The sequence below is a fragment of the Bacillus clarus genome, assembly GCF_000746925.1.
In the GTDB taxonomy this organism is placed as follows: Bacteria; Bacillota; Bacilli; order Bacillales; family Bacillaceae_G; genus Bacillus_A; species Bacillus_A clarus.
Genome location: NZ_JMQC01000008.1, coordinates 1,129,075 through 1,148,748, shown reverse-complemented (window position 1 = coordinate 1,148,748; position 19,674 = coordinate 1,129,075). Strand labels below are relative to the sequence as shown.

The window sequence follows — 19,674 nt, the reverse complement described above, 5'->3', positions numbered from 1 at the left end:
TGAGTGATCCATGTGGATCTAGCGCAAATTCAAGACCCTAGTTTTTTGAAAGATATGTCTATCAGTGAACTAGAGGCATTGGGTGAGGATATTCGTAAGTTTTTAATTGAAGAGCTCTCTCAAACAGGTGGACATATTGCTCCGAACTTAGGTGTAGTAGAACTCACAATTGCTTTGCACAAATTGTTTGATAGTCCAAAAGATAAATTTTTATGGGATGTAGGACATCAATCCTATGTTCATAAAATTTTGACAGGACGTGCAAAAAATTTTGGTACATTAAGACAATATAAAGGGCTATGTGGTTTCCCAAAACGCTGTGAGAGTGAGCATGATGTATGGGAAACTGGTCATAGTTCGACATCATTATCTGCTGCAATGGGAATGGCCCTTGCACGTGATTTAAAGAAAACGAAAGAATATGTTATACCAATCATTGGAGATGGAGCTTTAACGGGCGGAATGGCTTTAGAAGCATTAAACCATATTGGGCATGAAAAAACAGATATGATTGTTATTTTAAATGATAATGAAATGTCGATTGCACCGAATGTCGGCGCACTTCATAATGTGCTTGGTCGCTTGCGTACAGCTGGAAAATACCAATGGGTAAAAGACGAACTAGAGTATATACTGAAGAAAATCCCAGCAGTTGGTGGAAAAGTCGCTGCGACAGCTGAAAAAATAAAAGATAGTCTAAAATATTTACTAGTATCAGGTGTCTTTTTTGAAGAATTAGGCTTTACATATTTAGGGCCAGTGGATGGTCATGATTATGAAAAGCTATTTGAGACGTTGCAATATGCAAAGAAAACAAAAGGGCCAGTACTCGTTCATGTAATTACGAAAAAAGGAAAAGGTTATAAACCAGCTGAGAGTGATGTTATCGGAACTTGGCATGGAACAGGACCTTATAAAATTGAATCAGGTGACTTTGTAAAGCCGAAGGAAGTTGCACCAGCATGGAGTGCTGTTGTCAGTGAAACGGTACGTAAGTTAGCGAAAACGGATGAGCGCATTGTTGCGATTACTCCGGCAATGCCAGTTGGTTCGAAATTGGAGAATTTCCAAAAAGAATTCCCAGATCGAATGATTGATGTAGGGATTGCCGAGCAGCATGCTACAACGATGGCTGCAGGTATGGCAACACAAGGAATGAAGCCATTCTTAGCGATTTATTCAACATTTTTACAAAGAGCATATGACCAAGTGGTACATGACATATGTCGTCAAAATTTAAATGTCTTTATTGGAATCGATCGCTCAGGATTAGTTGGAGCAGATGGTGAAACGCATCAAGGTGTATTTGACATCTCGTTTTTACGTCACTTGCCAAATATCGTACTTATGATGCCAAAAGATGAAAATGAAGGTCAACATTTAGTATATACAGCGATGCAGTATGAAGATGGACCGATTGCTTTACGTTATCCACGCGGAAACGGAATTGGCGTTCATATGGATGAAGAATTACAAACGATCCCAATTGGTACATGGGAGACATTAAAAGAAGGTACACAAGCTGCTATTTTAACGTTTGGTACAACAATTACAATGGCAATGGAAGCGGCGGAGCGTCTTGAGAAAGCTGGCGTTTCAGTGAAAGTAGTAAATGCTCGCTTTATTAAACCAATGGATGAAACGTATTTACATGAGCTCTTAGGGAAAAACATACCGATTTTAACAATTGAAGAAGCTTGTTTAATCGGTGGTTTTGGAACGGGAGTGGTTGAGTTTGCTGCTGATCATGGGTACCATAGTGCTTTAATTGAACGAATGGGCATTCCGGATCATTTTATTGAGCATGGTAGCGTAACAAAGCTGTTAGAAGAAATTGGTTTAACGACAGACGATGTTGTAGACCGTATTCATACAATGATTCCATCAAAACAAAAAAGGGCGTAACAAATGAGCGTAAAAAAAGAAAGAGTAGATGTACTATTAGTAGAGCGAGGACTTATAGAAACGCGTGAGAAGGCGAAACGTGCTGTTATGGCGGGGCTCGTATATGCGAATGAAATGAGACTCGATAAACCAGGGGAGAAAATTCCGCAAGATACACAAATTACGGTGAAGGGACAAGTTATGCCATACGTGAGCCGTGGTGGTTATAAGCTTGAAAAGGCATTAGAGACATTTCACCTTGATTTACAAGATAAAATTATGTTAGATATTGGTTCATCAACTGGTGGTTTTACAGATTGTGCGCTTCAAAATGGAGCGAAATTATCCTATGCTTTAGATGTAGGTTATAACCAACTTGCATGGAAATTGCGTCAGGATGAGCGTGTTGTCGTGATGGAACGAACAAACTTCCGTTATGTGACACCAGCAGACCTAGGGCGTGGATTACCGCAGTTTGCTAGTATCGATGTTTCTTTCATATCTTTAAAGCTTATTTTACCGGTTTTAAAAACAATGCTTATGCCAAATGGTGATGTCGCGGCGTTAATCAAACCGCAGTTTGAAGCCGGAAGAGATCAAGTTGGGAAGAAGGGTATTGTTCGTGATAGGAAAGTGCACGAAGCTGTCGTAGAAATGATTGTCGACTTCGCAATAAAAGAAGGATATGATGTAGAAGGCTTAACATTCTCGCCTATTACAGGTGGCGATGGTAATATTGAGTTTTTAATTCATCTAAAATGGCACGGTGAACGTGAGAGTGGTGGAAATCATTCTCCAATTTCTATAGAACAAGTTGTTACAGAGGCGCATGAAGTCTTAAAACAAAAAGGGAAAGGGGAATAACATATGTTGTTCCTCTTTTTGTTGGAATTGTATAATGATTGTAAAAACAATTGTGTACAAGTAACGGATTATAAGTTAACATAAATAAGTGAAGTATACCAATGTTTAAACTATGGTAAGAGATAGTGTGAGGTGCAAATGTATGAATAAAGGTCAGCGCCATATTAAAATCAGGGAAATTATTGCGAACAAAGAAATTGAAACACAAGATGAATTAGTTGATATTTTACGTAATGAGGGATTTAATGTAACGCAAGCAACTGTATCGCGTGATATTAAGGAACTGCACTTAGTAAAGGTGCCATTACATGATGGGCGCTATAAATATAGCTTACCAGCAGATCAGCGATTTAACCCATTGCAAAAATTAAAGCGAAATCTAGTGGATTCATTTGTAAAATTAGACACGGCAGGACATATGCTTGTGCTAAAAACATTGCCTGGTAACGCTCATTCACTCGGGGCACTTATTGATCATTTAGAGTGGGATGAGATCATCGGAACCATTTGTGGTGATGATACTTGCTTAATTATTTGCCGTACACCTGAAGATACAGGTGTTGTATCTGATCGTTTCTTAAATATGCTGTAAAAAAGAATCTTGTTTACTTTCCTTTAAAAAGCGGAAAGTAAACAAGATATTTTTTATTGTTAAAAACAGTGACTTTCAAATACAATATATTATTTTTCGGGAATAAAGTTAGGAAATAGATGGATTGACCCGTAAAACAAATGTTTGGTACAATGGAGCGGGTTAGAAACGTGAATGATATATACAACATATTGGATAACTATTTGAGTGAAAAACACTCAGGAAAAGCCCTTATTAGGGGATTAGTTTATAACGAGGTGAATGGGGCATTGTTATCGGAATTATCGATTAGAAACTTTGCTATTATTGAGGCATTAAATATTTCTTTCCAAAAAGGTTTAACTGTTTTAAGTGGTGAAACAGGAGCTGGAAAATCAATTATTATTGATGCAATTAGTCTGCTTGTTGGCGGTCGTGGCTCAGCGGAATTTGTTCGATATGGAACAGAAAAAGCTGAGATTGAAGGTTTGTTTTATGTAGAGGATGACAAACATCCGTGTATTGCAAAAGCAGCAGAATTAGATATAGAAATAGAAGATGGCATGATCATTTTAAAACGTGATATTGCTGCAAATGGAAAAAGCGTATGCCGTGTAAATGGTAAGCTTGTCACATTAAGTATACTAAAAGAAATTGGAAAAACACTTGTTGATATTCATGGACAACATGAAACGCAAGATTTAATGAATGAAGAACGTCATTTGTTTATGCTTGATCATTTTGATGGAAATCGAATTGTAAAGCAATTAGAAATATATCAAAATGTATACATTGATTATGAGCAGCTAAAGAAACAGCTTAAATCTTTAAGTGAAAATGAACAGCAGATGGCTCATCGGTTAGATTTAATTCAATTCCAGCATGAAGAAATTCGTAAAGCGGATTTGAAGATGGATGAAGAGAATGAATTGATTGAAGAACGATTGAAAATCTCTAACTTTGAAAAGATTTATAAAGCGTTAGGTGATGCATATCGTTCATTAAGTGCGGATGGACAAGGGTTAGACCATGTAAGAAATGCGATGGGACAAATGGAGAGTATTACGCATTTAGATGAGGCGTACCAAGAAAACCATGATACGATTGCAAATAGCTATTACTTATTAGAAGAAGTTGCATATCAGCTTAGAGAAAAGCTGGATATGATGGAATATGATCCAAATCGTTTAGATGAAATTGAAACGCGCTTAAATGAAATTCGTATGTTAAAGAGAAAATATGGGAATACTGTAGAAGAGATTTTAGCGTATGCTGATAAAATTGAACAAGAAATATTTACAATTGAGAATAAAGACGTGCATATTGAAACGACGAAAAAGAAATTAAAAGAATTAGAAGGCGTGATTTTGAAAGAAGCAATGCTGTTAAGCGATATGCGCCATGGGCTTGCGGATCATCTTACAAACGCAATCCACCAAGAATTGAAAGAATTGTATATGGAAAAAACGAAATTTGAAGTGAGAATTACGAAGCGAGAAGGAAATATAGAGGATCCACTTGTAGAGGGGACGCCAGTGAGACTTACTGCGGATGGATATGATCATGTAGAATTTTATATTTCAACGAATCCAGGCGAACCGTTAAAGCAACTTTCCAAAGTTGCTTCTGGTGGAGAGTTGTCTCGTATTATTTTAGCTTTAAAAAGTATTTTTTCTAAGCATCAAGGCGTTGCATCTGTCATTTTTGATGAAGTGGATACAGGTGTTAGTGGCCGGGTTGCGCAAGCAATTGCCGAAAAGATTTATCGAGTATCAGTAAACTCACAAGTACTTTGTATTACGCACTTACCTCAAGTAGCTTCGATGGCGGATTCGCATTTATTCATCCGTAAACAAGTTGCGAATGATCGGACGATTACATCAGTTACTGTATTAAGTACAGATGATAAAGTAACAGAAATTGCCCGAATGATTTCTGGTGTGGAAATTACAGATTTGACGACAGAGCATGCAAAAGAGCTACTTACGCAAGCACACCACTTTAAACAGACAGCAGAAGCTATCCAATAATGGATAGCTTTTTTTCTCAAAAGATGATTTCTTAATTCTTCCGGTTATAAACAGAGCGCTGCAAGGAGAGATTAAAAGATGAAGCCAAGAGGCTGAATGTGGGGTAGGAGCGAGGAGAGTGAACGAATTGAAATTAGAACGATTTCGAAAAATAATAGGTCTTTGTCTCCTTGTTTCTGTAATTTTTATCGGATGTTTTAAACCGCTTCGGACGTTTATCTCATCCCCTAAGCAACTTGTTATTTTTGAAGGACAACAATCAGAGATAGCATCATTACCAGTTTTTCAGGCTTCATCTACAAATCATAATGTTTTTACAGTAAGTTCAGATGAAAAAGAACAGGGGCTTATGGTAAATTCGCATCAAAATGGTGAAGCGGATATGGTGTTTCAACTTGCTGGTTTTCCGGTAAAGAAGGTAAATGTGAAAGTGTTAAAAGATTTTAAAGTAATTCCAGGTGGACAATCCATCGGAGTGAAATTAAACACGAAAGGTGTACTTGTTGTAGGCCATCATTTAATTCAAACTGAAAAAGGGAAAGTATCTCCTGGTGAAGCAGCTGGTGTGCAAGTTGGAGATATGATTACTGAAATTAACGGGAAAACAATTGAGCGAATGAGCGATGTAGCACCGTTTATTCATGATAGTGGAGAGACAGGTGAACCGCTTAATCTTGTTTTGTTAAGAGATGGAAAGTATATTCGTACTAAGTTAACACCACAAAAAGATAACGGTGAATCTTCTTATCGAATAGGTCTGTACATTCGTGATTCAGCAGCTGGTATCGGAACGATGACTTTTGTTCACCCGGATTCCATGAAATATGGAGCGCTTGGTCATGTGATTTCTGATAATGATACGAAAAAGCCAATTCAAGTAGAAGATGGACAAATCATGCGTTCGACAGTTACATCTATTGAACGTGGTAGTCATGGAAATCCTGGGGAGAAATTAGCCAGATTTTCACCGGACCGTGAGGTAATTGGTAATATTACAATAAACAGTCCATTTGGTATTTTTGGAAAATTAAATACTGGTATGAAAAATGGAATAATGGATAAAGAGATGCCAATTGCATTATCGCATCAAGTAAAAGAAGGACCAGCAAAAATATTAACGGTAATCGATCAAGATAAAGTAGAAGCATTTGATATTGAAATTGTTAGTACAGTACCACAAAAGTTCCCGGCTACAAAAGGTATGGTTATAAAAGTTACAGATAAACGCTTGTTAGCGAAAACAGGTGGGATTGTACAAGGTATGAGCGGGAGTCCAATTGTTCAAGATGGAAAAGTAATCGGTGCTGTTACACATGTGTTTGTAAATGACCCGACGTCAGGATATGGTGTTCATATTGAATGGATGTTACATGAAGCAGGAATTAATATTTATGAACAAGAAAGAAAAGCAAGCTGATACATATCAGTTTGCTTTTTTTGTGAAATTCGTTGAAATTTTGTAAAAGTTCCGCAAGAGCTGTTTTTTGTTGTAAAATGTAAGCAAAGGGTTGAACGTTTCGTTGTAATTCTATGATGGAATGTGTTGCGAAAGACAATAAATGAACGATAAACATATTTTTTTGTGATTTTATCGGAAAGTAACAAACTTTAAAAGGGAATTTTCACACAATTGTCGAACAATTCATGTAGCCTAGAAGCTTACACATGTCGGAAGAATCGATTCGGTAAGGGAGGAAAAGCTGTGGAGAAAATTAAAGTATGTCTTGTGGATGATAATAAAGAATTGGTATCAATGTTAGAAAGTTATGTTGCTGCTCAGGACGATATGGAGGTCATTGGAACTGCTTATAATGGACAAGAATGTTTAAACTTATTGAAAGAAAGACAACCCGATGTACTTGTTTTAGATATTATTATGCCACATTTAGATGGTCTAGCTGTGCTAGAGAAAATGCGACATATTGAAAGACTAAAACAGCCGAATGTTATTATGTTGACGGCATTCGGGCAAGAGGATGTAACAAAGAAAGCAGTTGATTTAGGTGCATCGTATTTCATATTAAAGCCATTTGATATGGAGAATTTAACAAGTCATATTCGTCAAGTAAGTGGTAAAACAAATAATACTATTAAACGCCCGCTACCATCTTTCCGATCAGCAACAACAGTAGATGGAAAACCGAAAAATTTAGATGCAAGTATTACGAGTATTATTCATGAAATTGGTGTACCTGCACATATTAAAGGATATATGTACTTACGAGAGGCAATTTCTATGGTTTATAATGATATCGAATTATTAGGGTCTATTACGAAAGTATTATATCCGGATATCGCAAAGAAATATAACACAACAGCAAGTCGTGTAGAACGAGCAATCCGCCATGCGATTGAAGTAGCCTGGAGCCGTGGGAATATTGATTCCATTTCGTCTTTATTTGGTTATACGGTATCCATGTCAAAAGCAAAACCTACGAATTCCGAGTTCATCGCAATGGTTGCGGATAAGCTAAGACTTGAACATAAGGCTAGCTAATCGTTGACGCGATAAGGGTTTACGACAATATTAACGTTAGAGATCGTTGAGCGATAAATATCTTTTCTGACCGATAAATAATACGGTCAAAAGGCGATAAACGCCGTCTTTCGGTAGTTTTTACAAACTATTGAGAGGCGGTGTTTTTTGTTGTCCGAATTTAATTTTCAGATTGAAAACTTTATGTTGTATTGTACATCGAAGAATTTGTCCGTCAAGACATTACGAAGTTATGAACAGACGTTAAAGTTATTTTCGGCGTATATGCAAAATGAATTCGATATAAATGAGGTCGATAAGGTTAAATCGGCCCATATACGTCATTATATTAAATATTTAAGAGAACGGGGGAAATATACGGTTACAGTTAACGACAAATCTGTGAATGTAAATTTTCCGCATAAACGTGAAGATTATAGCAAGCCTATTAGCTCGACAACAATTGCTAATTATATTCGAAATATAAAAGTGTTCTTTAATTATTTATACGAAGTAGAACGAGAAATACGCAAGAATCCAGTCGAAGCAATAGAGAATATAAAACCAAGCCGTAAGAAGAAACCGTTATTATCGAAGGAAGAATTACTAAACGTAATAGGAATATTTGATAATACGACTTTTCACGGTTATAGAGATTGGTTAATAACACGATTAATACTAGACACCGGAATGCGAATCGGAGAATGCTTATCGCTTACGCCAGACACTTTAGATTTTAAAACAAAGTCTATTATTATCGAAAACCCTAAGAATAACCAACAACGTTATGTCTATTTCTCCTTCAAGATGTCGAGAGATTTAAAGGGTTGGTTACTATACAGGGATCGTTATTCAAATAGCGTTTACCTGTTCCCAACGATAAGAGGGACTAAATTAGAAATACGTAACTTTGAGAGATCGCTTAGAATGGCCGGTAAGAAGGTCGGAGTAGATATACACCCGCACCAGTTACGAAATAACTTTGCGAAGTATTACTTGCTAAACGGTGGGGATTTCGCAACTTTATCGCGTATTCTAGGCCATTCAAGTGTAGAAGTAACGCAAAAAGCGTATTTAGATTTTACAGACGGTGAGGTAGGAAAGAAATATCAACGCCATTCGCCGTTAAGTCATTTAGATATTTAATCGAAAAAGAAAAAGTCCCCAGCGCCAACTGGAGACTCAAAACAATTCAACGTTTAAAACTAAATAACGGATAATCCCGTACATTCAGCACCTCCATTTTATCGAAAAAATTCGAGGAATGCAAGGCTTCTTCACTATACACTTTTTTAGACGAAAAGAGGTGTTAGGTTACGGGATTTCCGAACGAGGAACGACCTAACACTCGTAAAACTTGAACAGGTGAGCCTAGCCGATGTCGGAAAGTAAGGCGCTGTACTTCCGACGCATTTACCCTTCCATGTGTGTACAGGTCTAGGCGGTTACGGCCATTAACGGTAAGGAGAGGACGTACGTTGTCACTACGGTGACAGGGTGTAACGTTAGGCGCGGTTATTTACGCGCGCATTGTGGGACGTACTGCGATGTAGAAAGACGTTATAGACGAAAGTCTAAAGTCGGAAGGGGCGTACGCGGAAACCTCAGCCAACGACTGACGCTAGTATGTACTTTACCTCTTACGCTTTCAGCATTCAATTTTCGCTGTGAGCGTAGGGGTGAAGCCTGTCCCATCGTTTCCTAGACCTTCCTCCATCTGCTAGCAAAAAGCGTGAAGGCGGTCAACCCTTAAGTAAGAGGAAAACGATAAAATAATACGAAATTAATAAAGGGGGGGATATTAGATGGGACAGAGAAGGACAAGCGGTACAGTAAGTAAAGATAAAGCGACAGGTAAATGGATGTTTGTATTTAACATTGCAAAGGATTCCATGACTGGGAAGCGGAAACAAATACGTAGAAGGGGATTTAAAACAAAACGGGAAGCTCACGGTGCGATGGTGAAGTTAAAGGCGGAAATGTTGAGCGGTGAGCGATCTGATTTATCGAAACTCACTTATGCTACATATGTTGATGAATGGATGAAAGAGCGCACATTCCACTTACAGGAGACTACTTATGAAATACATAAAACGTATATTACAAACGTAATTAAACCGAGATTAGGACATTTTCGAATGCGAGAGATTGAGCCAATACATATGCAAAAATTCGTTAATGAATTAGCTATTGATATAGGTTATTCACCAGCTACCGTTCATCTTATTTATAGAATAGTTAGCGCCTCATTAAAAAAGGCTAAAGTCTTAAAGTTAATTGACGAAAACCCTACGATAGGAATCACGTTGCCTAAGTTAAGAAAAACATCGGAAATAAACGTATGGACGTTAGAGGAAGTGAACCATTTTATAAATGAGGGGAAGAATGTTTATCGACCTACACGTATCTATATTTGTTGTGTAATTGCGTTACTAACGGGGATGAGACAAGGTGAAATTATGGGGTTACGTTGGAAAGATATCGATTTCGATAATCGGATAATTTACATACGGCAAACATTAACCCAATCAGGAAAAATTAAAGTTGGCGCTAAAAATAACGCAAGCATACGTAATGTACATTTTCCGATAAAACTAATCGGAGAGTTAGAGTTACATCGTGAAACGATAAAAAAAGAACGTTTATATCATGGTAGAGATTACGAGAATAACGATCTAGTAATATGTGCACGTAAAGGAAACCCGTTAATACCTAGAAATGGTCGTATAGAATTCTATAACTTAACCGAGAAACTCGGCCTACCTAAAATCCGTTTCCATGACCTACGCCACACACACGCAACGATGCTGATACAACAGAACGTTAATGTAAAGCTGATATCAGAACGGCTGGGGCATACGGATATTCAGACGACTTTGAATACCTATAGTCATGTGCTACCGAACATGCAGCGGTCAGTGGCGGATAAGTTGGATGAGATATTTGAGGAGTAGGAAAAACGAAAAATAACCGCCAATTTAGGCGGTTTAGTAATTTTAATGAGTGATACGGATAGTTGTAAGTTCAATCTGGTAAATACTGATTATATTTAGCTTTTAAGTAGTTTATACCTGAGCTGTTATCTTTTACTTGTAACTCAAGTTTTTCTTGTAGATAACGATATTTACCTTTAGCATCATTAATAATTTGATTCCATTCTTTTACCCAAACCTCGATATTTCCATTGTCTGAAGTATATATATTTCCTCGAACTCTACCCTGTTGGTTTATTTCTCTAAGCGCATAATTATCGAGTTTGACACCTAAGAGTATAAATTTCCATTTTGTTTTTTCTTTATCGAAATACTCATTTTCTTCAACTGCATAGGCGTAATTTTTAATTTGGCTAATCTCTTTTTCACCGATAGTACACGATGGTCTTTTTAGCTCTATGACTAAGTTTTCTAAGTGATCTGGATCACCGAGTACACATTGCTTATGCAATCCAATATCAGGTATATCATTTAACCCTGTTACTTTTGAAAAGTCAATTTCCTCCAAAAGCTCGTCGCGGCCTAGTTTTTTTATATGCTTTTTTAGAACGTTCTTTAGGCTTATGTCATCATGGCTATATGCATACTTTTCACCAAATAACCAAAGTTCATTTAGTAGGATTTTATGTAATTGACTACGTTCTTTTAAGCGTCTATGGAATTGATTTTCATATAGGATTTCTTCCAGTCCGTATAAAAATTTTATTCTATTCGATATTAATGTTGTAGTGTTTATTATAGAATCTAAACTAGTTTCATTAAGTAATGAAGCGAGCTCATCCTGTTGCTCAGTAGATAACTCTAGTACTTCTTGTAAAATCCGTTGTAAACTTGAAGGATTAGACTCTAAAGCTTCTTTTAAAAGTCTATAAGTAAATTGTTTGGAGTTATTTGTCGCGCGACTAAATTCAGGAATTAATTCGTTTACTTTAACCGCAAATATATCGAATACTTGTCTTGTTGCTTTTTCTACTTCATTTTTAGGTACACCAGTATATGGATATATATTCATCCTTTTTATTGATTTAATTTCATTTGAAGCATCTTGAGCAAGTCGTTCACGGTACATTTTCCTTAAAATCTCAATGGAAAGTTCTTTTAGTCGTTTATATCCCTCATTAAACTCGCGTATTTGAATTTGATTATCCGTGAGTTCTTCGAATAGAGGACTTGAAATAAATACTGTGTGAGGAAATGCACCAGCTTTTAGGCCTGATGGTTCTTCGTCATAGCATCTTGTTTCAGAACTACTGGATAAAAACGTATTTTTAGAGTTCCCTGATCTCCATTCAATAATTTTAATTTTTCCTGTGATGATATCCCCTGATTCTAAAACCTCTGTGATTTCTTGTTCAGTGGAATCGTTAATGAAGTTATTAACATCAAGCTGAATTCCATCTACTGTAATTTTAGTATTTTTATTAACAAACAGGTATGGAGCAAAAGTGGATATCAATTGTTGTGCTAGTGATGAAGTGTTGGCGAATGCGTCAGCATTTTTATGCTTTAAATTTGTAATTTGAACAGTTACACCTGTATTGCTATTGATAGATTCTTCGAGTCTTGAAATGGAGAATAATTTTAAGTTAGGGTATCTACCCTTGATTTCAAAGGTTTTATATACGCCCTCTGATTGTTTCGAAATAGTTACCCAATTTACGTCTGTCCCTAATACAAAAGCTTTGTATCTTCCTTCACCGTTTCGTCCATGATATTTTCTTCCTTTTGGACTAAATCTACTTTCCGCTTTATGAGAATTTCCCAAACTTCCAAAAAAATGCTCTATATTATCGTAATTGATGCCGTGTCCGTTATCACTAATTAAAATAGATTCAATCCCATTTAGTTCATTTTTCTCAAAGACTATATCAACTATATCAGCGTCAGCATCAAGAGCATTCCAAATAAGCTCTTCTAAAGCACGAATTGCTTTGGTTTTTAGTAGTTTTTCTAGATGCTCATTAGTTAATTGGACCTCTAATTGTTCTAAAGACATAAATCTTCTCCCCTTACTAAGTACAAAATAAAGTGAATTTTTTAATATATAGTATTATTTTACCAACTATTCATAAAAAACTATATATATATTGTAATAAATTTATTTTTGTGGTTGTTCGCTAATATATTAATTTGCTCTAGTTTTATAAACAAAATTGAACATCTGACGTTATTTCCACCGTTTATATACTATTACTATTCATACATTAATTTCCAGTCGTTCGTGACGTACGTCATCCTCTAAGTCTCACTCTTCAACAATTTCTCCCACGCACGGAAACCGTGCATCGTAGGTAACCCACGTAATATCTAACGATGGGAAGTATCGATTTCACTACGCATATATAGAAGCATTTACAATAACGACTTCCCAACCGTTCCCATTCTGCCAGCTTTCCGGCCCATACACACGCTCCCTTTCGAAATTTCAATAAGGAACTATAATGCCGATAATCTTCGCCATATAAGGAAGGAACGGACTATATCGACTATAGTACGGTGTAGTAATTTGCGGTTTTTACCGAGCGAAGGGATCAGACGGACGCGCCTTCGAAACTTTTCGATAGTAACAAGTCACAATGTAAATGTCGTAGGAATAACGGCTATATACAAAGGATTTAAGAGGTTTTAACGTTGTGATTCATTGTGATTTTCGTCAGCCTAACGCCCGTTATACGTGACCCCTCCGATAACTTTTAACGTGAATGTAAAGCGGTCTATTTTTCCGCTATATATAGAAGGAAATGGATTGAGCGTTTTACAACGGTTTACATTTCGCCAGTCTCCGCCGTCTGATAGACACCCTCCGGAAATTTTCGGAAGTGGTGTTATTTCGTTATGTGTAGTAGAAGAAACTCGTTTGATGACTTTCTGAATACTTCCGATTTCACCAGCTTCACCCCTCTGGAAGAGACGTGCCTCGAAATCCTCGACTCTCATTTTCAATGTATGATTCTACATAAAAACGTACATTCATTTCGTTTATTTTATTGATGTTGTGGGGTATCGGCGATAAAATAGAGATAGTTTAAAAAATCGTACATTCAAAACGTTGATATTATTACGTTAGTGAAAGGGGTATTTTGTATGAATCAATTGAAAGACGTGCAACCTATTCGAGATTTAGAAAAGATTAACGATTTTAAGTGGGCGTTACGTAGGCATTGTAGTGAACGGGATTACATACTATTCCTGATCGGTATTAATACGGGATTACGTGTCGGTGATCTATTGAAGCTAAAGGTATCGGACGTAAAGGGGAAGCGTAAGGCAATCGTTAAGGAAGGCAAGACCCAAAAAAAACGTACTATCTATCTTGATTCAATATACGATGAGGTACAAGAATATGTATCTACATTAGATAGCGAGCGGTTGTTTCCATCACGCAAGGGAGACAAGGCGATATCACCAACGCAAGCATATCGTCAGTTAAATAAAGCGGCTGACTTTGCAGGAGTAGAAAGCGTAGGTAATCATACGTTAAGGAAATCGTTCGGATATTGGTACTATAAACAACACAAAGATGTAGCGGAGTTGCAAAAGATATTAAATCATAGTCATCCTTCGATAACATTACGATACATTGGAATTACAGAGGAACAAATTGAAGATAAATTAAAAACGTTTAAATTATAGTCGGTAAAATAATACCGGCTTCTTTTTTACCCCCGGGGCTATCAAAAATAAAAAAGTTTTGCCAGGTGCCCGCAAAATCCGTGCAGAATTTAAAACTTCGGGTCTAAATCACTAGATAATACTCTACGTTTTACGGACTATAAACCTTTCTTATGTATTACTACTATTCCGAATACATACCGCTAAATTCCTAGACAATTCTCTAGGGAAAACGGCTTTAAAACGTAAAATACCGACTCTAATTAGTAATTTGAAAGGAACTACGTACTACATTACGGCTAGTGATGCGTATGTGAGTGTGAAGTAATAGTAAAGCCGACTCATATCAAGCTGAGTCGGCTTTGTTTAGTTTTTATTCTTTACTTTTTATAGCTTCTTTTAGTATTTCAAGGGTCTGCTGTAACCATTCTATAGCTGTTAAGTTTAATGCAGGGAAATAAATGTAAGCATTATATTTAATAAATTCCTCTTTTTCACTATCAGTTAGATTACTGTTTAAAAACAAAAGTATATCATTTTTGGTATTTTCGATACATATTTTAGTAACTTCCATTATAAATTCATTAAGAGCTTCCTCAGGTGATTCAATATCTTGGTGAAATGTTCCTGCTAAGAAATCACCTAATTCTTCATAATGGCTATATTTATTTTCCATACAAATTCTCCTCTACTTTTCTGGATATCCTGTAATAATAAAACTTCCTTGGTTATCTTTTTTCAAAACAATCACAGCATTTTCCACATCTAAAGCACCATTTGATCCTCTTTCGACATATCGTCCAAGTATACTATTACCGTTATATCTTAGCGGTAAGGTTGGTCTGCTATTAGGATTGTTTAACCACCTATTTATTTTTGCTATATTTTGTGGATTACTTAAAACTTCATTAGCTACTCTCTCGGCTATAGCCCTATTAGTGAAAGATGATGATGCTGGTATTCTAGGGTCACTTTGTAATCTTTGCAATAGTTCTGCATCCGTTTTTTCTACGTGTTTTTTGATTAAGTGACCACCTCTTCTTTGGCCAGGTTTTGCCTCATGGGCAATTAATCCTCCTCCTGGAGCTAACGGACTAGTATCTCCTGGCTTTATAGCATTAGTATTAGTATTTCCACCAGAATTAGCAAACTGATGAGTTGATAGCTTTTCTTCAGCTTGTTTAAAATCAGGTATATCAAATTTAGAGCGTATATTATTTCCGCCAGAGAAAGCATAAGAAACATCTTTCTTAACAGGTTGTAAAATATCAGATACTTGCTTCAATTCTTTTACTAGCGTTACGCCTTTAGCGAATGTACTTGCTCCACTCGATGCTTTTGTGACGAAACCTGCTTTACCTAGTCCCTTATCGGCAATTAGACCGATACCTATTTGTGTTAGTCCATAAGTAGTCCATTGTGTACGGCTCTCTGCATCTCCATCTATTATATCTCGTTTCATAGTACTTGAAAATGCATGCCACATATTTTGTGCCGTTTCTTCCAAATGTAAAATTGTATATGTAACGTAACATTAATAAAAGTTTCTAAGTCCATATCCATATTACTTAAAGTTTCCATGGACTTGATTTCATCTTCAACAGCTTTCCCTGTTCCGATTACAGTACCATTCCACATCTTTTTTACTGTTTCGAACATTGTAACTACATCGTCTACCTTATCGTCCCAAGCCTTTCTAATCGGAGATTTCTCTTCTATCCTACCGCACATTTCTCCATCTTTAATTGAATGGTCAGCTTTTCGGGATTTCTCTTCTGTAATCGTTTGAATAGAAGTCGTCCACTCCATATTCAACCCTTGTGTACTAAACGTACCACTTGCAGGACTAAAGCCTTTTCCACTTTGGACTTCCGCCAAACCTGTCGCAATGCTAGCGGCTAATTGAATTGCTGTACTATAGTTATTGCTAGAGGTCTGATTGAATTGATACAGATGATCTAACTTTTCTTGCAGTTTCTTCCTCATGGCAATAAAAAGATTCGTCATAGCGTCCATACCTGGGATTGGCATAGCTTGACTGATGGCTTCCATACTTGTTTTCATTCGGTCAATTTCTCGAATTTGTTCTAATAACTCTTGTTCAATGACATCAGTTGAAGCTACCTGTGATTGAAATTGACTTGGAAAGGCATCATTTTGACGGATTAATTCTTCACATAAGTAAATGATTCCTTGTGCTAAAGGACGAAAGGTTTGTACAAAAAATGATTTTGCACTGCTATAAGTTTGTCCTTGTAGAACCGTATCGATTGCAAAAGTGTCAATCGACTGAATGGCTTGTTCCATACCTTGAATCGTAGCCGTACATACAGCGTTCATGCTTTGTGTTTGCGTATGTACTTCCCCTAGATACATATTCAAACTCATGAATTGACCTCCTTTGCTAGATTTTGTTTTTGATAGTAAAGGTCATTTTCTAAGTCACTAAGATTTCGTTTTTCTTTAAGCAATGTTTCTTTTTGATTTTCCAATTCAAAAGTAAGTTTTCGCTCAATATATTGTGCATCTTGACTCATATTCATAAAAAACAATGACATTTCTCTATCTCTATGCCAAGTTCCTAAAATACGGTCAAACAAACGATGGTTTTGATTTTTCCATGCATGAAAATCTTCTTCTACTTGTTCCTGTGTTTGAATCGCAGATTGATTCCGATTCTGTTCTTCAAATACAATTCGTAATTTTTGATTTAATTGATTCATTTGTTTTTCAATATCTTGACTCATCTTTTTCCTCCTACCGTTTTACTTTACGTAGGTTATTACATTAGCGAAAAGTATTTTGAAGTTCGTTATCCATTCTCTCAAACTCGTTAGCTACCGAATGAATATTATTAACCGATTGTTGAAAGGCGGCAGAAAATTGTTTCGTTAAATCTAAAACTTGTTGATTCGCTTCTTGTGCTTTGGAATTAACAGATAGTGTTGTACGCGTCGCCTTTGTTATAGAACGACTTGTTGCACTTTGAAGCCTGTCAGAGGCTAATCCCATTTTCGTAGCAATTTGTGTTGCTGTTTGTAAATTACTTTGGAATTTTCCCATTACTTGAATCCTTTCTATACTTAATAAACCATGAAAATTATACCATATTAGTATAAATTTTTATATTGACAGAGAACCTTTGTTGGGGATTTTTTTTAGAGTCTAAAAGGCAATACATCAATATATTTTAATATCAATAGAGAATTTATACTGCATTTACATTACGTTAATATTTAAATGTTAAAGTTTACACGTAAGCCCTTATTAAAATAACGTAAAAGGAGGCGCGATGGCGATGGAGTTGTAAGGATAATTACGGATGAGAAAAGACCGCCTATTACGGGCGGTCGATTTTTTTATTTCACTAGTTTATCTATTACGCCTTTATATTTAGCGAACTCTTCGTCCTTCATATCGCCATTCATTTGTAACAGGAAGTTACCTTTTGCGTATGTATGGGAAAATAACATGGGGGCTGAGTTTCCTAGTTCATCGTAATACTTCTTCGCTTTCTCTAAGTCTTCTTTTTTAGTAATTTCGAATAATCTACCGCCTTTATCTTCACCGAGTGTTGGTACTACAATACGTTTCCCTTCCTTACGCATATTACCGAACTCTTTTTGAGGTAGATCCGTTGGATTTTCGGCTTCTAGCCCAGCGTTTTTAAACTCAGTAATGATAGAATCTACCGTTACCTTCGTTTCTTTCTTTTCTTTTTTCGCTTCTTGCTTCGACTCAGCGGATGATTTTTCGCCACCACTACTACACGCAGTTAAAGAAGCAAGCGATAAACATAATGCCCCAACGATTAATGTCTTTTTCAAAGTGAACCCTCCCTAAAATATCTTACGAGTTTAATTATAACAATTTTTGGTTATATTTTCCTACTGATATTTAGGGCTTCGAAAAGGTTCATTTTACACCGTATATCCTCTCCATAGTTCCCGACGTCGGGAAGTTTCCGTAAAAAAGAACGCCTTATTCAGCGATATCCTTTTCCTCTTTTACAATCTCTAATAAATCTTCTAAATTACAATCCAATGCAACACAAATCTTTTCTAAAGTATCAAAATCAATTCCCTTTGTTTTTTCGTTAACTAAATTTGAAATTCCGTTTCTATGCAATCCTGTCATATTTACTAAATCTACAATCTTTAAACCTTTTTCTTCTAAAATTCGTGCCAAGTGTACTTTAATCACAGTATTTCCTCCCATTAATAGTATTTACCTTAATTATAAAAATAAAATTGGTTGTTGACAATGCACATTATGATGTGTATTATTTGAGGTGAGAAATGCACATTATAGTGTGCATAAATGATAGGAGGAAGCTTAATATGAATATACAAGGTATCGAAAAAGTAAATGTGAAGGTTGTTATCAATAATCATGACGGCAGCAGCGTAGAGTGTTTCGAAAAAGGCTTGAAAATTAGCGATTCTCTTATTTTAAGCGTTTATGAAAATGGCGTGGAGATTAATGAGTTTCATTACGATCAAGAGGATGACATAGTACTTGGAGACGAAATATTGGGCTTACAAGGTTCAGTCAATGACTCCGGATTTAACTTAGAAGAGATTAGTAACATGAACGCTATCGAATTCTTGTTGAAAATCACAACGCTCACGAAGGACTTACATTAATGGAGGTATCGAAAATGTTCGCAAAGCTAAACGGTTACTTCGGCTTAGAAACGTTATCTGATCGTATCTACTATTATGGAGTCTTTGGCGTAGGTGGGACATTATTTACCATCGATATGTTTATCGCTTATATCTTATAAAAATTCGAAAAGGTGAGTCGTGAGATTCGTCCGTGATAGGCGGGCGGATGAATCAATGATCTAAGTGATACGTTAAGGTGGCATGGAGCCTTGAGGTTGGCGCCTTATGATTGTGTGTGGCTTTTCGTCATCGGCCTATAAATAAAAGGGGGAAACGAAAATGAAAAAAGTAACGGTTAATTTTCAATATCAGGATGTAGATGGATTAAAGGAATCGAAGTATGAAGCGTATTTATTATCAGATTCGATATATTACGAGTTTAACGGAGAGAATCTAACCTTCCGAGAAATTCCAATGAGAGAACGCGGTAAAAAAGAGCTAACGATTTACGATACGGATAGTTACAAAGCGATCGAAATTTATTGCAGAACAGCAATCGAAAATATACACGAAATGAGTGCCTCAAAATTTATTGAAGCGGTAATGGAAGGTCAAAATTTACCTAGCGGCAACTAGG

General features: G+C 36.4%; 19 protein-coding genes and 1 pseudogene. 12 read left to right on the top strand and 8 right to left on the bottom strand.

What is annotated here, in order from left to right; genetic code table 11:
- Positions 1-12 precede the first annotated feature (12 nt).
- The 8 genes from dxs (at position 13) to DJ93_RS06560 (ending at position 10,779) form a co-directional block, all read left to right on the top strand.
- On the top strand, positions 13-1,905 hold the full coding sequence (dxs, locus tag DJ93_RS06595; RefSeq protein WP_042979789.1) for a 1-deoxy-D-xylulose-5-phosphate synthase: 1,893 nt from the start codon (positions 13-15) through the stop codon (positions 1,903-1,905).
- A 3-nt stretch (positions 1,906-1,908) separates the two neighbouring features.
- On the top strand, positions 1,909-2,748 hold the full coding sequence (locus tag DJ93_RS06590) for a TlyA family RNA methyltransferase (protein WP_042979788.1): 840 nt from the start codon (positions 1,909-1,911) through the stop codon (positions 2,746-2,748).
- Between the two features lie 142 nt (positions 2,749-2,890).
- Complete coding sequence (gene argR / locus DJ93_RS06585; RefSeq protein WP_001032581.1) at positions 2,891-3,340, top strand: arginine repressor ArgR; 450 nt, start codon at positions 2,891-2,893, stop codon at positions 3,338-3,340.
- A 269-nt stretch (positions 3,341-3,609) separates the two neighbouring features.
- Positions 3,610-5,349, top strand: coding sequence for a DNA repair protein RecN (recN, locus tag DJ93_RS06580; RefSeq protein WP_042984154.1), 1,740 nt, complete (start codon positions 3,610-3,612; stop codon positions 5,347-5,349).
- Positions 5,350-5,467: 118 nt separating this feature from the next.
- A complete protein-coding gene (gene spoIVB / locus DJ93_RS06575; protein WP_042979787.1) occupies positions 5,468-6,766 on the top strand; it encodes a SpoIVB peptidase in 1,299 nt (432 codons plus the stop codon).
- Between the two features lie 285 nt (positions 6,767-7,051).
- Positions 7,052-7,846, top strand: a complete 795-nt coding sequence (spo0A, locus tag DJ93_RS06570) for a sporulation transcription factor Spo0A (RefSeq protein WP_042979786.1) — start codon at positions 7,052-7,054, stop codon at positions 7,844-7,846.
- Positions 7,847-7,996: 150 nt separating this feature from the next.
- Positions 7,997-8,971 carry a tyrosine-type recombinase/integrase gene (locus DJ93_RS06565; RefSeq protein ID WP_042984153.1) on the top strand — a complete coding sequence of 325 codons (975 nt, stop codon included), beginning with the start codon at positions 7,997-7,999 and terminating at the stop codon, positions 8,969-8,971.
- A 659-nt stretch (positions 8,972-9,630) separates the two neighbouring features.
- Positions 9,631-10,779, top strand: coding sequence for a site-specific integrase (locus DJ93_RS06560; RefSeq protein ID WP_042979785.1), 1,149 nt, complete (start codon positions 9,631-9,633; stop codon positions 10,777-10,779).
- Positions 10,780-10,849: 70 nt separating this feature from the next.
- Here DJ93_RS06560 and DJ93_RS06555 read toward each other — a convergent pair whose 3' ends face one another.
- The gene (locus DJ93_RS06555; protein ID WP_042979784.1) at positions 10,850-12,814 is read right to left on the bottom strand and encodes an ATP-binding protein; all 1,965 of its coding nucleotides are present in this window, start codon (positions 12,812-12,814) and stop codon (positions 10,850-10,852) included.
- 662 nt (positions 12,815-13,476) lie between these two features.
- Positions 13,477-13,761, bottom strand: coding sequence for a hypothetical protein (locus tag DJ93_RS32110; protein ID WP_142920637.1), 285 nt, complete (start codon positions 13,759-13,761; stop codon positions 13,477-13,479).
- A gap of 141 nt (positions 13,762-13,902) precedes the next feature.
- Here DJ93_RS32110 and DJ93_RS06550 point away from each other — a divergent pair, with 141 nt between their 5' ends.
- On the top strand, positions 13,903-14,451 hold the full coding sequence (locus DJ93_RS06550; protein WP_042979782.1) for a tyrosine-type recombinase/integrase: 549 nt from the start codon (positions 13,903-13,905) through the stop codon (positions 14,449-14,451).
- 352 nt (positions 14,452-14,803) lie between these two features.
- On the opposite strand, the gene DJ93_RS06545 is transcribed toward DJ93_RS06550, so the two are convergent.
- From DJ93_RS06545 to DJ93_RS06520, 6 genes and pseudogenes are all read right to left on the bottom strand, one after another.
- A complete protein-coding gene (locus tag DJ93_RS06545; RefSeq protein WP_016079286.1) occupies positions 14,804-15,106 on the bottom strand; it encodes a contact-dependent growth inhibition system immunity protein in 303 nt (100 codons plus the stop codon).
- 12 nt (positions 15,107-15,118) lie between these two features.
- Positions 15,119-16,818, bottom strand: a pseudogene (locus DJ93_RS06540) (RNase A-like domain-containing protein).
- Positions 16,815-17,177 (bottom strand): DUF3958 family protein, encoded by a 363-nt coding sequence (locus tag DJ93_RS06535; RefSeq protein WP_042979781.1) that lies wholly within the window; start codon positions 17,175-17,177, stop codon positions 16,815-16,817. Before DJ93_RS06535 ends, DJ93_RS06540 begins: the two are co-directional and overlap by 4 nt.
- 40 nt (positions 17,178-17,217) lie before the next feature.
- Positions 17,218-17,493: a TIGR04197 family type VII secretion effector gene (locus DJ93_RS06530; RefSeq protein ID WP_042979780.1), complete on the bottom strand. Its 276-nt coding sequence runs from the start codon at positions 17,491-17,493 to the stop codon at positions 17,218-17,220.
- 296 nt (positions 17,494-17,789) lie between these two features.
- Positions 17,790-18,257 carry a hypothetical protein gene (locus DJ93_RS06525; protein ID WP_042979778.1) on the bottom strand — a complete coding sequence of 156 codons (468 nt, stop codon included), beginning with the start codon at positions 18,255-18,257 and terminating at the stop codon, positions 17,790-17,792.
- Between the two features lie 154 nt (positions 18,258-18,411).
- On the bottom strand, positions 18,412-18,633 hold the full coding sequence (locus DJ93_RS06520) for a helix-turn-helix domain-containing protein (protein WP_042979777.1): 222 nt from the start codon (positions 18,631-18,633) through the stop codon (positions 18,412-18,414).
- Positions 18,634-18,770: 137 nt separating this feature from the next.
- On the opposite strand from DJ93_RS06520, the gene DJ93_RS06515 reads away from it, so the two are divergent.
- From DJ93_RS06515 to DJ93_RS06510, 3 genes are all read left to right on the top strand, one after another.
- Entirely contained in the window at positions 18,771-19,076 is a 306-nt protein-coding gene (locus tag DJ93_RS06515; protein ID WP_042979776.1) for a hypothetical protein, read from the top strand.
- 14 nt (positions 19,077-19,090) lie between these two features.
- A complete protein-coding gene (locus tag DJ93_RS34370; protein WP_259300200.1) occupies positions 19,091-19,216 on the top strand; it encodes a hypothetical protein in 126 nt (41 codons plus the stop codon).
- A gap of 160 nt (positions 19,217-19,376) precedes the next feature.
- Positions 19,377-19,673, top strand: a complete 297-nt coding sequence (locus tag DJ93_RS06510) for a hypothetical protein (RefSeq protein ID WP_042979775.1) — start codon at positions 19,377-19,379, stop codon at positions 19,671-19,673.
- The last annotated feature ends 1 nt before the right edge of the window (position 19,674 follow it).

What these genes read in the sequence shown, in the direction of transcription:
- DJ93_RS06590 (WP_042979788.1), top strand. Translation starts at nt 1,909, where the DNA reads ATGAGCGTAAAAAAAGAAAGAGTAGATGTACTATTAGTAGAGCGAGGA.
- argR (WP_001032581.1), top strand. Translation starts at nt 2,891, where the DNA reads ATGAATAAAGGTCAGCGCCATATTAAAATCAGGGAAATTATTGCGAAC.
- DJ93_RS06560 (WP_042979785.1), top strand. Translation starts at nt 9,631, where the DNA reads ATGGGACAGAGAAGGACAAGCGGTACAGTAAGTAAAGATAAAGCGACA.
- DJ93_RS06555 (WP_042979784.1), bottom strand. Translation starts at nt 12,814, where the DNA reads ATGTCTTTAGAACAATTAGAGGTCCAATTAACTAATGAGCATCTAGAA.
- DJ93_RS06550 (WP_042979782.1), top strand. Translation starts at nt 13,903, where the DNA reads ATGAATCAATTGAAAGACGTGCAACCTATTCGAGATTTAGAAAAGATT.
- DJ93_RS06545 (WP_016079286.1), bottom strand. Translation starts at nt 15,106, where the DNA reads ATGGAAAATAAATATAGCCATTATGAAGAATTAGGTGATTTCTTAGCA.
- DJ93_RS06535 (WP_042979781.1), bottom strand. Translation starts at nt 17,177, where the DNA reads ATGAGTCAAGATATTGAAAAACAAATGAATCAATTAAATCAAAAATTA.
- DJ93_RS06530 (WP_042979780.1), bottom strand. Translation starts at nt 17,493, where the DNA reads ATGGGAAAATTCCAAAGTAATTTACAAACAGCAACACAAATTGCTACG.
- DJ93_RS06515 (WP_042979776.1), top strand. Translation starts at nt 18,771, where the DNA reads ATGAATATACAAGGTATCGAAAAAGTAAATGTGAAGGTTGTTATCAAT.
- DJ93_RS34370 (WP_259300200.1), top strand. Translation starts at nt 19,091, where the DNA reads ATGTTCGCAAAGCTAAACGGTTACTTCGGCTTAGAAACGTTATCTGAT.
- DJ93_RS06510 (WP_042979775.1), top strand. Translation starts at nt 19,377, where the DNA reads ATGAAAAAAGTAACGGTTAATTTTCAATATCAGGATGTAGATGGATTA.